The organism is Pseudoxanthomonas spadix (assembly GCF_003703395.1).
GTDB classification, from domain to species: Bacteria; Pseudomonadota; Gammaproteobacteria; order Xanthomonadales; family Xanthomonadaceae; genus Pseudoxanthomonas_A; species Pseudoxanthomonas_A spadix.
Genome location: NZ_RDQN01000001.1, coordinates 68,913 through 83,109, shown reverse-complemented (window position 1 = coordinate 83,109; position 14,197 = coordinate 68,913). Strand labels below are relative to the sequence as shown.

General features: G+C 69.7%; 16 protein-coding genes. 14 read left to right on the top strand and 2 right to left on the bottom strand.

Annotation, left to right across the window (positions count from 1 at the left end; genetic code table 11):
- Nucleotides 1–2: 2 nt before the first annotated feature.
- The 14 genes from D9R12_RS00360 to rnt all read left to right on the top strand — a co-directional run bounded on the left by D9R12_RS00360 (nucleotide 3) and on the right by rnt (nucleotide 11,227).
- Complete coding sequence (locus tag D9R12_RS00360) at nucleotides 3–467, top strand: GspH/FimT family pseudopilin (RefSeq protein ID WP_014161015.1); 465 nt, start codon at nucleotides 3–5, stop codon at nucleotides 465–467.
- Nucleotides 451–846 (top strand): type II secretion system minor pseudopilin GspI, encoded by a 396-nt coding sequence (gene gspI / locus D9R12_RS00355; RefSeq protein WP_014161016.1) that lies wholly within the window; start codon nucleotides 451–453, stop codon nucleotides 844–846. The genes D9R12_RS00360 and gspI overlap by 17 nt, the downstream gene beginning before the upstream one ends.
- Complete coding sequence (gene gspJ, locus D9R12_RS00350) at nucleotides 843–1,478, top strand: type II secretion system minor pseudopilin GspJ (protein WP_014161017.1); 636 nt, start codon at nucleotides 843–845, stop codon at nucleotides 1,476–1,478. Before gspI ends, gspJ begins: the two co-directional genes overlap by 4 nt.
- Complete coding sequence (gene gspK / locus D9R12_RS00345; RefSeq protein WP_014161018.1) at nucleotides 1,478–2,476, top strand: type II secretion system minor pseudopilin GspK; 999 nt, start codon at nucleotides 1,478–1,480, stop codon at nucleotides 2,474–2,476. Before gspJ ends, gspK begins: the two co-directional genes overlap by 1 nt.
- On the top strand, nucleotides 2,473–3,582 hold the full coding sequence (gene gspL, locus D9R12_RS00340; RefSeq protein ID WP_122226932.1) for a type II secretion system protein GspL: 1,110 nt from the start codon (nucleotides 2,473–2,475) through the stop codon (nucleotides 3,580–3,582). The genes gspK and gspL overlap by 4 nt, the downstream gene beginning before the upstream one ends.
- Entirely contained in the window at nucleotides 3,579–4,070 is a 492-nt protein-coding gene (gene gspM, locus D9R12_RS00335; protein ID WP_122226930.1) for a type II secretion system protein GspM, read from the top strand. Before gspL ends, gspM begins: the two co-directional genes overlap by 4 nt.
- The gene (gene gspN, locus D9R12_RS00330) at nucleotides 4,067–4,783 is read left to right on the top strand and encodes a type II secretion system protein N (protein WP_014161021.1); all 717 of its coding nucleotides are present in this window, start codon (nucleotides 4,067–4,069) and stop codon (nucleotides 4,781–4,783) included. The genes gspM and gspN overlap by 4 nt, the downstream gene beginning before the upstream one ends.
- Before the next feature lie 353 nt (nucleotides 4,784–5,136).
- The gene (gene pstS, locus D9R12_RS00325) at nucleotides 5,137–6,237 is read left to right on the top strand and encodes a phosphate ABC transporter substrate-binding protein PstS (protein ID WP_043291212.1); all 1,101 of its coding nucleotides are present in this window, start codon (nucleotides 5,137–5,139) and stop codon (nucleotides 6,235–6,237) included.
- Nucleotides 6,238–6,414: 177 nt separating this feature from the next.
- Nucleotides 6,415–7,374 carry a phosphate ABC transporter permease subunit PstC gene (gene pstC / locus D9R12_RS00320; RefSeq protein ID WP_014161023.1) on the top strand — a complete coding sequence of 320 codons (960 nt, stop codon included), beginning with the start codon at nucleotides 6,415–6,417 and terminating at the stop codon, nucleotides 7,372–7,374.
- Entirely contained in the window at nucleotides 7,374–8,225 is an 852-nt protein-coding gene (gene pstA, locus D9R12_RS00315) for a phosphate ABC transporter permease PstA (RefSeq protein ID WP_014161024.1), read from the top strand. The genes pstC and pstA overlap by 1 nt, the downstream gene beginning before the upstream one ends.
- Entirely contained in the window at nucleotides 8,218–9,075 is an 858-nt protein-coding gene (pstB, locus tag D9R12_RS00310) for a phosphate ABC transporter ATP-binding protein PstB (protein ID WP_425479021.1), read from the top strand. Before pstA ends, pstB begins: the two co-directional genes overlap by 8 nt.
- A gap of 180 nt (nucleotides 9,076–9,255) precedes the next feature.
- The gene (gene phoU, locus D9R12_RS00305) at nucleotides 9,256–9,984 is read left to right on the top strand and encodes a phosphate signaling complex protein PhoU (protein WP_014161026.1); all 729 of its coding nucleotides are present in this window, start codon (nucleotides 9,256–9,258) and stop codon (nucleotides 9,982–9,984) included.
- A gap of 116 nt (nucleotides 9,985–10,100) precedes the next feature.
- A complete protein-coding gene (locus D9R12_RS00300) occupies nucleotides 10,101–10,451 on the top strand; it encodes an RcnB family protein (protein ID WP_043291215.1) in 351 nt (116 codons plus the stop codon).
- Nucleotides 10,452–10,573: 122 nt separating this feature from the next.
- Nucleotides 10,574–11,227: a ribonuclease T gene (gene rnt, locus D9R12_RS00295; protein WP_122226926.1), complete on the top strand. Its 654-nt coding sequence runs from the start codon at nucleotides 10,574–10,576 to the stop codon at nucleotides 11,225–11,227.
- Between the two features lie 297 nt (nucleotides 11,228–11,524).
- On the opposite strand, the gene D9R12_RS00290 is transcribed toward rnt, so the two are convergent.
- Both D9R12_RS00290 and rlmB read right to left on the bottom strand, forming a co-directional pair.
- On the bottom strand, nucleotides 11,525–13,090 hold the full coding sequence (locus tag D9R12_RS00290) for a fatty acyl-CoA synthetase (RefSeq protein ID WP_122226924.1): 1,566 nt from the start codon (nucleotides 13,088–13,090) through the stop codon (nucleotides 11,525–11,527).
- Between the two features lie 306 nt (nucleotides 13,091–13,396).
- Nucleotides 13,397–14,179: a 23S rRNA (guanosine(2251)-2'-O)-methyltransferase RlmB gene (rlmB, locus tag D9R12_RS00285; protein WP_122226922.1), complete on the bottom strand. Its 783-nt coding sequence runs from the start codon at nucleotides 14,177–14,179 to the stop codon at nucleotides 13,397–13,399.
- Between the last annotated feature and the right edge of the window lie 18 nt (nucleotides 14,180–14,197).

Genomic DNA, 14,197 nt, shown 5'->3' with positions numbered 1-14,197 from the left:
CCATGCACGGCCGCCGCACCGGCGCGCAGGGCTTCACCCTGGTCGAGCTGCTGGCCGTGCTCGCCGTGGTCGCGCTTGCCGGCAGCGCCGTGCTGCTGACCCAGCCTGGCGATGGACAGCAACTGGTGCGCGAGGGCGAGCGCTTCGCCGCGCGGCTGCAGCACGCGCAGGAGGAAGCGATCCTGGGCACGCGGGCGATCGAAGTGGTCGCCGCAGCGGAGGGCTACCGCTTCAACCGCCAGCACTTTGCCGACTGGGAACCGCTGCGCGAACGGCCATTCGGCGACATCGCCTGGGAGCAAGGCACCACGCCGCGCCTGTCGCGCGAGCTGCCGCAGGTGCGCTTCGACTTCGACCCCACCGGCATCGCCGAGCCGGCCGAGCTGGTCCTGCAGCGCGGCGACGCCAGCGTGCGCGTTGCGGTGGATGCTGCCGGACAGGTACGCCTCGATGCGCTGCGCGACTGAACCCCACCATGCCAGGTTCGCCATGCGCGGCTTCTCCCTGATCGAGTTGCTGGTGGCGCTGGCGGTGTTCGCGCTGGCGGTGCTGGCCCTGCTCAACCTGGCCGGCGAAAGCACCCGCACCGCGGTGCTGCTGGAAGAACGGGTGCTGGCCGGCGTGGTCGCCGAGAACCGCGCGGTGGAGTCGATGATCGAACCCCTGGAACGCATTGCCGCCGAGCCCGCCGGCACCGAAAGCGCTGGCGACCTGCAATGGCAGTGGAGCCGCACCGTGCAGGCAACCGAAGAGCCGGGCATCGTGCGCATCGACATCCGGGTGCAGGCGCAGGGCCGCGATCAGGCGTTGGCGGTGTTGTCGGTGTTGCGCGAGACCGGCCGATGAGCACCACGGCAGCGGCCAGCGCCAGCCCTGCGCCGCGCACGGCACGATCCGGCGGCTTCACCCTGCTGGAGGTGATGGTGGCGCTGGCGATCTTCGGCCTGCTCGCGGCCGCCGGCGTCGGCGTGATGGCCTACGCGACCGACAACCAGGGCGCGGTCGGCGAACGCATGGACCGGCTGGCCGAACTGCAGCGGTCGCGGGGCGTGCTGCGCGCCGACCTGGCCCAGGTGGCCGCGCGGCGCATCCGCCAGGCCGACGGCAGCCCCGCGCGCAGCGTGTTCCATGGGGCTCGCGACGGCGATCCGGGTGCCCTGCTCGGGTTCGTACGCCGCGGCTGGGCCAATCCGGGCCAACAACGGCGCCCGTCCCTGCAATACGTCGAATACCGCATCGCCGATGGCCAGCTGGAGCGCTCGACCCGCCCGGTGCTGGACGGTGGCATGTCCGGCACCCCTCAGGTGCTGCTGACCGGCGTGCGCGCGGCCCACATCCGCTATCGCGACCACGGCCAGTGGAGCGACGGCTGGTCCGGCAGCAGCGAGGCGGTCCCCGAGGCGATCGCACTGCAACTGGACCTGGAGCGCATCGGCGCCCTGGAGCAGCTGTTTCTCTTGCCCGGGAGTGGAGGCTGATGCACCCGCGCAAGCCGCAGCGAGGCGCCGCGCTGCTCACCGTGCTGCTGCTGGTGGCGGTGATGGGCGTGCTGCTGATGGCCATGCTGGACGAGATCCGGTTCGGCCTGCGCCGGGTCGGCAACGCCGAATCGGTCGGCCAGGCGCAATGGCAGGCGCTGGGCGCCGAGACCCTGGCGCGCGCGCGCATCCAGCGCATGGCTCGCTCGGGCGATGGCCGCACCACCCTGGCCGGTGGCTGGAACGGACGCACCGTGGTGTTCCCGCTGGATGCCGACGGTGGTGGGCCCGGCATGGTGCGCGCGCGCCTGTCCGATGCAACCGCCTGCTTCAACCTCAACAGCGTGGTCCAGGGCGCGGTCGGGCAGTGGCAGCTCAACGAAATCGGCCTGGCCCAGTACCGAGCGCTGCTGACCGCGCTGGGATTCACCTCGACGCGCGGCGCGGCCCTGGCCGATGCGCTGGTGGACTGGATCGATTCGGACCAGCAGCAGCGCCCGGCCGGTGCCGAGGACCGGGCCTATGCCACGGTCACGCCGCGCCGGCGTACCGCCTCGACCCTGCTGGCCGAACCCAGCGAGCTGCGCGCCATCGCCGGCTACGACCCCGACGCCTATGCACGCCTGCGCCCGCATGTGTGCGCCCTGCCCGAGGCCGCCCTGGCCCCGGTCAATGTCAACACCCTGCAGGCGCAGGATGCGGTGATCCTGTCCATGCTGTCCGACAATGCGCTCGACCTACGGGCGGCGACCAGCCTGCTGGCCCGGCGCCCGACCGACGGCTGGCACAGCGTGGCCGAATTCTGGTCGCATCCGGTCCTGGCCGAGGCCGCGCTGCCCAATCCGGTATTGCAGCAGGTCCAGCTGCGCACCCGCTACTTCGACCTGCATGCCGAGGTGGAGCACGGCCACGCGCAGGCGGTGTTGAGCGCACTGCTGCAGGTAGGCAACGACGGCCAGGTGCGCACGGTCGCCAGGCGCTGGGGGCGCGACGAATGAACACGCGGGTGCTGTTGCTGCCGCCGGATGCGGCCGATCCGGTGCGCTGCCTGGCCGTGGACGGCGAGGGCCGCATCGTGGAGGCGCTGGAGGTGCCGGTCGGCGAACCCGTGCCGGCCGGGTTCGCCGGCGCGGCGCCGCGCACGGTGCTGGTGGTCCCGGGCGAGGAAATCGGAACCTGGCACACGGAACTGCCGACACGCGATGCCGCGCAGGCGCTGGCGGCGGCCAGGCTGGCCCTGGCCGACCGCGTGGCCGAACCGGCCGATGCCCTGCACATCGCCATCGGCCCGCTGCAACCAGGCCAGCCGCGCCTGCTGTGCTGGGTTAAGCCGGCGCGCCTGCGCCAATGGCTGGAGCGGGTCCAGGCCCTGGGCGTGCAGGTCGACTCGGTGGTCCCGGATTACCTGGCACTGCCGGCACCTGCTGACGGCATGATCCTGGCCATTTATCAGGGTCGTTGGCTGGCACGCGGGCAGACGCTGGCCTTCAGCGCCGAACCCGACCTTGCCCGCCAGGTGATTGGAGAGCGCCCGGTCCAATGGATTGCCCAGGACCAGGTGGAGAGCTGCCTTGCCGCCGGCGCGGGCCAGGCACCCATCAACCTGCTGCAATACCAATTCCAGCCACGCCGCGGCGGCCGTGCACAGGTCCCCTCCTGGCGCAGGCTGGCACTGCTCGCCGGGCTGGTGCTGGTTTCACCGGTGCTGCTGCTGCTGGTCGATGCGGCGCGCTATCGACTGGTGGCACGGTCGCTGGAGGCACGCGCCGCAGCGCTGGCCGCCCCCCACCTCCGCCCTGGCGCCAGCGGCGATCCGGCCGCTGGCCTGGCCGCCGAGCTGGCCTTGCGCAAGGGTCCGGCCAGCGCCGCGGCCCTGCGCCAGGCACTGTTCGATGCCCTGGCCGCCACGCCGGGGACCCGGCTGGAATCGCTTGATTCCAGTGTCGCCGCCGGGCTGCAGGCCACCATCGTCCATCGCACCCCGGAACAGCTCGAACAGCTCCGGGCAGCGCTGCTGGCACACGGCCATGCCACCACCTTCGCACCACTGGAACCTGGCGGCGACGGGCAACGCAGCCGCCTGCAAGCGGAGCCGGCCCGGTGAGCAGCTTCCAGCGCCTCCACCACTGGTGGACCCAACGCAACCGGCGCGAGCAGGCGATGCTCGCCGTCATGTTCGCGGCCGTCGCTGCGTTCGCCTTCTGGTATGGAATGCTGTCACCGGCGCGCGCCCTGCGCGAGGCCGCGCGCCGGGATTACAGCGCTGCAGTGCGCCAGCTGCACCGGGTGCAGGCCGACGCAAGCCAGCTGCAGGCGCTGGCCGACCAGCGCCCCGCCGACCGCGACGCGCTGGCCGGGCTGATCGAGCAAAGCGCTGCCCAGGCCGGGGTCGCCCTCTCGCGCCAACGGCGCGACAGCCAGGACCAGTGGGTGGTGGAGATGGACGCGGTGGATGCGCCCGCACTGCTGGCATGGCTGGATCGACTGCAAGCCCAGGGCGTGCAGCCAGTGGCCCTGGTCGCCGAGCGCGACGGAGCCCGCCTGCGGGCGCAGGCCACCTTCGTCCCGGCCTCGCCGCGCGGTCGGCCATGAACCGTCCGCTGCGTGCCAGCCTGATCGTCGCCGCCATGGCAGGGGTGATCGCCGGCACCCTACCGCTGGGCCTGGCCTTCCGAGTCCCGGCGTGGGTTCCCATCGGGCTGACCGCGGACGACGCCGTGGGCACGCCCTGGCACGGTGTCCTGCGCAATGCCCGCTGGAATGGACAGCCGCTGGGTGATGTCCGGGTGGGCCTGCAGCCGCTCCCCATGCTGCTGGGCCGGATCCGGCTGCAGCTGTCCACGCCCACCTTCGCCGGCGTGGCCGAGCGTGGCACCCGCCAAGGGTTCGAAGCGGCCAACGGCCGGTTGGCCTATCCCCTGCCACTGCTGCCCGGTGCGCAGGCCTGGCTCGAATTGCGCGAGGCGGGACTGCTGTTTGCCAACGGCCAATGCCTGCGTGCGGGCGGCCAGGTCCGCGTGCTGGTGCAAATGGCCGGACCCGACGTGCCGCAACTGCAGCTCGCCGGCACTCCCGCCTGCAAGGGCGCCGAAGGCCAACTGGTGCTGGCGAGCGACCCCGGGGCCGCGTTCGACGTGCAGGTGCACGCCTCGATCGGGCAGGACGGCCACTACTCGGTCAGCACCCGGGTCCGCAGCGAGGACCCGGCCGCCCGCCTGGCCCTGCAACTGGCGGGCTTCGATCCGGGTCCGGAGGGGCTGGTGCGCCTGGATTCGGGCCGCGCCGGACAGCCGCCCGCGCCATGAGCGCGGAGCCAGCGGCTGACCTCCAGGCGCCGGCGCTGGTTCCGCGCACCGCAGGCGCCTTCCCCGCCGCTGGCGGCGAGCAACGGCCCGGAGAGCCGTCGTCGTGATGCTGTAAACCTTGGCGCGATTCAATGCCGTCGGCGCGCGCCGACCGCATCGGACAAGCCCCTGCTCATCCGGGCCGGCAGGCCGGCTTTGCCCCCGCGTCGTTGTGCAAGACCGGGCTTGACCAGCCAGGAGATGCCGAGTTTGTACAATATGTGACAGGCCATGTCACGACCCTGCAACAAAAGAATCATTTCATGGCCCCTCTCGGCCCGCGACCCGGCCACGCTTCCATGGAGATCGACCACATGACCGTCAAGCCCCTGCGCGCCAGCCTGTATGCCCTGGCTGCTGCCCTCACGCTGGCCGCCTGCGGTGGTGGCGGTAGCAACCCGCCCCCGCCCGCCGCCGATGGCGCTCCCACTGATGGCGCCCCCGCCACTGACGGCGATGCACGCAGCTCCGTGCAGATCACCGGCGCCGGCGCGACTTTCATCTATCCGCTGCTGTCGCGCTGGTCGGCCGACTACAACCAGGTCACCGGGGTCCGGGTGAATTACCAGTCGATCGGCTCGGGCGGCGGCATCGCCCAGATCAAGGCCGGGACGGTGGACTTTGGCTCATCAGACAAGCCGCTGTCCTCCGAAGAGCTAGCCCAGGCCGGCCTGGGCCAGTTCCCGTCGGCGATCGGCGGCGTGGTCCCGGTGGTCAACCTGGACGGGGTTGAAGCCGGCAAGCTGCGCCTGACCGGCGAGCTGCTGGCCAACATCTTCCTGGCCAAGATCGAGAACTGGAACGACCCGGCCATCGCCGCGGCCAACCCGGGCCTGAAGCTGCCCGATGCCAGGATCAATCTGGTCCACCGCTCCGACGGTTCGGGCACCAGCTTCAACTTCACCAACTACCTGTCCAAGGTCAGCCCGGAGTGGAAGGACAAGGTTGGCGAAGGCACCTCGGTGCAATGGCCCGGCGGTGTCGGCGGCAAGGGCAACGAAGGGGTGGCCTCGTACGTGAAGCAGATCAAGAACTCGATCGGCTACGTCGAACTGGCCTACGCCCTGCAGAGCGCGATGCCCTACACCTCGATGCAGAACGCGGCCGGCCAGTGGGTCGAGCCGAACGCCGAATCCTTCGCCGCCGCGGCCGAAAGCGCCGACTGGGCCAGCGCCAAGGACTTCAACCTGGTCATTACCAACGCGCCGGGCGAGAAGGCCTGGCCGATCACCGCCACCAACTTCATTCTGATGCACAAGCAGCCAGCCAATGCGCAGCGCAGCGCCGCCACCCTGGCGTTCTTCAGGTGGGCCTTCGAAAACGGCCAGCGGCAGGCGCAGGAACTGCACTACGTCCCGCTGCCGGCGCCACTGGTGCAGCAGATCGAAGCCTACTGGGCAGCCGAGTTCAAGTGACGCAACGGCGCGCCCGCGACTTCGCGGGCGCCTTTGCCGTTGCGTCACCCCCGCGCAGGCGGGGATCCAGGGACGTTGCTATTGCTTCTGCGCGCACCTTCACGCACGAACCGCTGAAACATCCCTGACGTATCACTGCATCCCTCCGAAGTCCTCACGCGAGCGCATCGCCCCCGCATGAACGCAACGACACTCCCCGCCGCCGGCAGCGCTCGCGACAATGCACAGGGCGACCGCATCTTCCGCTGGATCCTGGTCGGCACGGTCATCTTCGTGCTGGTCGCCCTGGCCAGTGCCGCCTTGTCCATGCTCTGGGGCGGCCGTGATGCGCTGTTGACCCAGGGGTTTGGCTTCATCACCTCATCGGAATGGAATCCGGTCGAGAACAAGTACGGTGCCCTGGCGCCGATCTACGGCACCCTGGTGACGTCGCTGATTGCCATGGTGATCGCCGTGCCGGTGAGCTTCGGCATCGCTTTCTTCCTGACCGAGGTGGCGCCGCGCTGGTTGCGCGGGCCAGTTGGGACTGCGATCGAGCTGCTGGCCGGCATCCCTTCGATCATCTACGGCATGTGGGGCCTGTTCGTGCTGGTGCCGGTGATGACCAATCACGTCACCCCCTGGCTCAATGACCACCTGGGCACGCTGCCGCTGGTCGGCCCGCTGTTCCAGGGCCCGCCGCTGGGCATCGGCATTCTCACCGCCGGGCTGGTGCTGGCGATCATGGTGATCCCGTTCATCTCCTCGGTGATACGCGAAGTGTTTCTGACCGTACCCACGCCGCTGAAGGAATCGGCCTACGCGCTGGGTTCGACCAAGTGGGAAGTCAACTGGGACATCGTCCTGCCCTACACCCGCTCGGCAGTGATCGGCGGCATCTTCCTGGGTCTGGGCCGTGCGCTCGGTGAGACCATGGCCGTGGCCTTCGTGGTCGGCAACAGCGTGACGCTGTCGGCCTCGCTGCTGATGCCAGGCACCACCATCGCCGCGCTGATCGCCAATGACTTCGGCGAGGCGACCGAGACCTATCGCTCGGCGCTGCTGCTGCTGGGCTTCGTGCTGTTCGTGGTCACCTTCGCGGTGCTGGCGGTGGCGCGCTACATGCTCATGCAGCTCTCGCGCCGGGAGGGCTACTGATGGACGCGCCGGGCCTGTACTGGCGGCGCCGCGTGGTCAACGTGGCGGCCATCGCGCTGTCCTGCGCCACGGCGGCGTTCGGCCTGCTGTTCCTGGTCTGGATCCTGTGGACGCTGCTGGCCAAGGGCATTGCCGGGATCAACCTCAACCTGTTCACCATGAACACCCCGCCGCCGATGCAGGACGGCGGCCTGCTCAACGCGTTCTTCGGCAGCGCGTTGATGTGCACGCTGGCCATCCTCATCGGCGCCCCGCTGGGGGTCCTGGCCGGCACCTGGTTGTCTGAATTCGGCCACACGCGCAAGGCCGGCACGGTGGTGCGCTTCGTCAACGACATCCTGCTGTCGGCACCATCGATCGTGCTGGGCCTGTTCGTGTATGCGATGGTGGTCTCGGTGATCGGCTTCTCGGCGCTGGCCGGCGCGATCTCGCTGGCCTTCATCGTCCTGCCGGTGGTGGTGCGCACCACCGACGAGATGCTGCGCCTGGTGCCGGCGCAGATGCGCGAGGCCGCGCTGTCGCTGGGCGTGCCGCAATGGAAGGTGACCCTGCAGGTGCTCTATCGCAGCGCCTCGGCCGGCATCGTCACCGGCATCCTGCTGGCCCTGGCCCGCATTTCCGGCGAGACCGCGCCGCTGCTGTTCACCGCCTTCGGCAACCAGTTCTGGAGCAGCAGTCTCTTCCGCCCCATGGCCTCGGTGCCGGTGGTGATGAACCAGTTCGCCGGCAGCCCCTACGAATCCTGGCAGACCCTGGCCTGGGCCGGTGCGCTGGTGTTGACCGTGTTCGTGCTGCTGGTCGGCCTGGGTGCGCGCTTCTTCCTGCTGCGCAACAGGATCTCCAATGACTGACTTATCGACGGACCCGACCATGAACGATGTGCAGCACACCGCCCCGAGCCCGCGCCTGAGCCAGGTCACCACCGACCGCGGCATCCTGCCGCCAGCGGCGGTAAAGCTGGAAGCGCGCGGGCTGGACTTCTACTACGACAAGTTCCACGCGCTGAAGAACATCAACCTGCAGATTCCGGAGAAGCGCGTGACCGCGCTGATCGGGCCGTCCGGCTGCGGCAAGTCCACGCTGCTGCGCGTGTTCAACCGCATCTATGCGCTCTACCCCAAGCTCAGGGCCACCGGCCAGGTGCTGCTGGACAATGAGGACATCCTCTCGCCCAAGTATCCGATGAACCGGCTGCGCAGCAAGGTCGGCATGGTGTTCCAGAAGCCGGTGCCGTTTCCGATGACCATCTTCGAGAACGTCGCCTACGGTATCCGCCACCACGAGAGGCTGTCCAAGGCCGAGATGAATGCCCGCGTCGAGCATGCCCTGCACCAGGGCGCGCTGTGGGACGAGGTCAAGGACAAGCTGGGCCAGAGCGCGCTGGGCCTGTCCGGTGGCCAGCAGCAGCGCCTGTGCATCGCCCGCGCGGTGGCGCTCAAGCCCGACGTGCTGCTGCTGGATGAACCCACCTCCGCGCTGGACCCCATTTCCACCAGCCGCATCGAGCAGTTGGTGGAGGAACTCAAGCGCGATTACACCATCTGCATCGTCACCCACAACATGCAGCAGGCCGCGCGGGTAAGCGATTACACCGCCTTCATGTACCTGGGCGACCTAATTGAACACGACGTCACCTCGACCATCTTCTCGCATCCGTCAAAGCAGCAGACCGAGGACTACATCACCGGCCGGTTTGGGTGAGGAACGCGCTCGTCTGACGCCAACCGGTCTGAGATGCGCAAGACGCCCGACCATGGCTGCTTGGGCCAGAGGTCGAAGAAGCCACGGGAGCACGCCGCCGACGGCAGCAGCACCCACGGCCAGCACGGCACGACAGCAGCAGCCACACCCAGCAAGCATTCCCGCTTCCCAGGATCCGTCATGCCCACCACCACCCCCCCGCACGAACACATCGTCAAGAGCTACGACGAAGAGCAGCGCCGTCTGACCGGCGAGATCCTGCACATGGGCGAGATCGCCGTGGCCCAGCTGGAAGCGGCCATGGACGTGGTCGACCGGCGCGATGACCGCGCCGCCCAGCGCATCATCGCCAACGATGAGGCCATCGACCTGCTGGAAGCCCAGGTCAGCCACGACGTGATGCAGTTGGCGCTGCGCGGACCGATGGCGCGCGACCTGCGCGAGATCCTGGCAGCCCTGCGCATCCCCACCGACCTGGAGCGCATCGGCGACTACGCAGCCAACGTGGCCAAGCGCTCGATGGCGCTCAACACGCTACCGCCGGTCCCGCACGCCACCGGCCTGCGCGGGCTGGCCCAGGTCGCCGCGCAACTGGTGCGCGATGCCATGGCCGCCTACCGCGACAGCGATGCTGAACTGGCCCTGCAGGTACGTGAGCGCGATGCAGAACTCGATGCGCTCTACACCGGGCTGTTTCGCGAACTGCTGACCTACATGATGGAGGACGCCCGCGCCATCACCCCGTGCACGCACCTACTGTTCATGGCCAAGAACCTGGAACGCATCGGCGACCACGCCACCAACATCGCCGAGAACGTGTGGTTCCTGGTCCGTGGTGACCATCCGTTGCCACCACGCGACAAGCGCGACGAAAGCCCGTTCGCCGGTGCCCCGACGGCCCGCCTCTGAGGCTCCATCGGGGTCCAGCGCCGGACGAGCAGCGGCCATGGACGTCCTGTTCATCCTGGCGGGTGCACGCTTGGCCCGTCTGAAGGCCATCACGGCCATCCACGATGGAGCACACCATGAGGCGCATGTCCATTCTGATGCTGGCCCTGTCCCTGACCGCAAGCGGCGCCGCAATGGCCACCGCGAAGGACCCCGATGACCGTGGTCGCGGCAAGGACAGTCACGACCAGCGCCATGACAAGGGCCGCGACGATCATCGCCCGCCGGCGCACCATGACAACGGTCGGCGCCGCTATGGCCGCGGCGACCACCTGGACAACGGCCGTCGGGGCGTCCCTGTCGATTACCACCACCACCACCTGAAGCCACCGCCGCCCGGCCATGAATGGCGCCGTGTGGACGAGGACTACGTGCTGGTGGCCGTGGCCACCGGAATCATCGTCAGCGTGATCGCCGCAAGCCAGTAATCCGGCGCGCGTGGTTTACGGCGTGCCGGTTGTCCGCTGCACGGGGCGCACCCTTCCGGGTGCGCCCTTTTTTCCGGCCGATGCCTGGGCGTGCACCTGGCCGGCTCTGCTAGGCTTTCCGGATGCAAGACACCCCCGCCACACCTGCTGCTGCCAGCCCCTGCGTTTCGCCGATGACCCGCCGCTTCCGCGGTTTCCTGCCCGTGGTGGTGGACGTGGAAACCGGCGGCTTCGACTGGAACCGCCATGCGTTGCTGGAAATCGCCGTGGTGCCGATCGACCTGGACCAGGCCGGCCGCTTCATCCTGGGCGACACCGCGTGCGCGCACCTGGAGCCGGCCCCGGGCCTGGAGATCGATCCCAAGTCGCTGGAGATCACCGGCATCGTACTGGACCATCCGTTCCGCCTGGCCAAGCCGGAGAAAGAGGCGCTGGACCACGTGTTCGCCCCGGTCCGCGCAGCCATGAAGAAGCACGGCTGCCAGCGCGCGATCCTGGTGGGCCACAACGCGCACTTCGACCTGAACTTCCTCAACGCCGCGGTCGCACGCACCCAGCACAAGCGCAATCCGTTCCATCCCTTCAGCGTGTTCGACACGGTGACCATGGCCGGCCTGGCCTACGGCCAGACGGTGCTGGCACGCGCGGTGCAGGCCGCAGGCATGGAATGGAACCCGGAACAAGCGCACTCGGCCGTCTACGACGTCGAGCAGACCGCGCGGCTGTTCTGCACCATCGCCAACCAGTGGCCGCAGCCGGGTGCGAGCGGCGCCTGAAGCGGACCGCCACCGAGCCCGTCCCGCCGCTCATTGCCGCCCGACAACCCGGCTGCGGTGCCGTGTGCTTTCGCCATCATCCACACTCCGCGCGCACGGCGGCTGCCGCCACTGCACCTGCCCGCGTGCAACCCAGGTTGGTAGGGCGGGTCTTGACCCGCCACCGCGAAACACGGCCAGCCGCACGATGGATACGGCTTGCGGAAACGAGCAAGCCGAGGCGGGGCGTTGCGAGGACCGGCGAACGAGGGGCTCCTTCGCCGGTGCATGGCGGGTCGAGACCCGCCCTGCGTCTGCTCAGCGCTGGCCGTACTCCTGGCGCAACTCGCGCTTGAGCAGCTTGCCCGAGCCGTTGCGCGGCAGCCCGTCACGGAAGAACACCCGCCGCGGCGCCTTGAAATGGGCCAGGTGCGCGCGCGCATGGGCGATCAGCTCGGCCTCGTCGGCGTGCATCCCGTCCTTGAGCGCCACCACCGCGGCCACGGCTTCGACCAGGCGCGGATCGGGCAGCGCGAACACCGCCACTTCGGCCACGGCCGGATGCCGGTACAGGCATTCCTCGACCTCACGGCTGGACACCACGATGCCGCCACTGTTGATGACGTCCTTCACCCGGTCGACGATGGTCAGGTAGCCCTCGGCGTCCATCACCCCCAGGTCGCCGGTATGGAACCAGCCGCCGGCGAAGGCCTCGGCCGTTTCTTCCGGCTTGTCCCAGTAGCCGCGCAGCAGCTGCGGCGAGCGGTGCACGATCTCGCCCTGCTCGCCGGGCGCCACCGGTTGGCCGTCGGCATCGACCACCCGGGTCTGGACGTTGAAGACCGGCCGCCCGGCCGACGCCGGACGCTGTGCGTGGTCTTCGGGCCTGAGCACCGTGGCCAGCGGGCCGATCTCGCTCTGCCCGTAGCAGTTGAACAGGCGCACCGGCAGGCGCCTTGCCAGTTCCTCCAGCACCGGCACGGGCATGATCGAGGCGCCGTAGTAACCGCGCTTGAGGCAGCTCAGGTCGAAGCCGTCGAACCCCGGATGGCGCAGCAGCGAGATCCACACCGTGGGTGGCGCGAAGAACGAATCCAGCCGGTGCTGGGCAATCGTGGACAGGCACAGCTCGGCCTGGGCCGAGGCCAGGATGTGCACGTAGCCGCCCATGATCAGCTGCGGCACGGTGAACACGTGCATCTGCGCCGAGTGGTACAGCGGCAACGCGGCCAGGGCGCGGTCATGCGCGCTCAGTTCCAGTTCGATGATGGCGCTGGTGTATTCAGCCAGCAGCGCCGCGTGGGTGAGCATGGCGCCCTTGGGCGCGGCGGTGGTGCCGGAGGTATAGAGGATCTGGGCCAGGTCGTCGGCGGCGGGGGTGGGCAGCGGCTGGCGCGGCTGGCCCGGCTCGGCCGAAGCCATCGCCAGCACATCGTGGCCCGACCCGCCATGCAACGTGCCGCACCACTGGACCGCGTCGGCGGCGTGGGCCAGCCGCTCCCGGTCGCCCGGGTCGTGAAACAGCGCGCGGCTGCCGGACTGGCGCAGGATGTAGTCCACCTCATCTGCGGTCAGGCCGTGGTTGATCGGCACATGCACCAGTCCGGCGCGCGCGCAGGCCAACCACAGCAGCACGTAGGCATCGGAGTTGGCGCCAAAGGCGGCCACCCGCTCGCCGCTGGCCAGGCCCAGCGCACGCAGCGCGTGGGCCAGGCCGGTGATGGCCTGCTCCAGCTGCGCGTAGGTCCATTCGCGCTGGCCGAAACGCAGCGCCGTGCGCGGGCCGTGGCGGGCGGCCGAACGGGCAAAGGCGGCGGCGATGTTGTCGGCGCGCGCGGCGGCGATGTGCGAGGCGGAAGTGGACGAGCCGGCGCTGCGGTCCATGCGAGGGTCCCTTGTGAAAGTCCCGCGGCGCGGGTCGATGCGGGAGAGCGTGCACCTTAGCGCGGCGTGCGCCGGGCTGTCGTTCCGCAGCGCAGCAACCGCACCGCTTCGGCATGGTCAGCGGCCCGGCGCGCGATCCTGTCCGGACCACCGCATGGCCTCTTCCGGCAAAGGCTGCCGCCAGGCCGATGCGCCGCTGCCGGAACCATCAACCGTGCTCGCCGCGGCCGCGCCGCTGGGCTGGCGCGGTCGACGCGCTCGTGGAGCCAGGCCGGCGACACGTCGCCGGCCGCAGCGGATCGGCGCTCAGGTGCTCGCCGCACCCGCCGCTGGACCCGGATCTTGCAGGCCGCGCTGGCGGACCGCCTCGAACAGGGTCACGCCGGTGGCCACCGAGACGTTGAGGCTTTCGATATCGCCGGGCATCGGGATCCGCACCAGCCCGTCGCAGTGCTCGCGCGTGAGCCGGCGCAGTCCGTCGCCTTCGCCGCCCAGGACCAGGGCGATGTTGCCCTTCAGGTCGAGCGAATACAGCGAGGTCTCGGCCTCGCCGGCCAGGCCATAGATCCACACGCCCGATTTCTGCATCTCGCGCAGCGCACGGGCCAGGTTGGTCACCGCCACCACCGGCACCCGATCGGCCGCGCCGGCCGAGGTCTTGCGCACGGTTGCGTTCAGGCCAACCGACCTGTCCTTGGGGATCACCACCGCGGTCACGCCCGCAGCCGCGGCGCTGCGCAGGCAGGCGCCGAGGTTGTGCGGATCCTGCACCCCGTCCAGCACCAGGACCAGCGCCCGCCCTGCGGCGGCCTGGATCAGCCCCGCAAGCTCGGACTCGTCCCAGGTCTTGGCGGCGGCATAGCGCGCGGCCACGCCCTGGTGGCGCACCTGGCCGCCCACCCCATCCAGGGCCTGGGTGTTGACGCGGCGCACCTCGATGCCCTTGCGGCGTGCGTTCTCCTCGATCTCGGTCAGGCGCGCGTTCTTGCTGCTGCCGTCGATCAGGACTTCGCGCACGTGGTCGGCATCGTTCTCGATCGAGGAAGCCACGGCGTTGACGCCGACGATCCATTGGTTCTGTTTGCTCATGAGGCTCTTGTGGGCGGG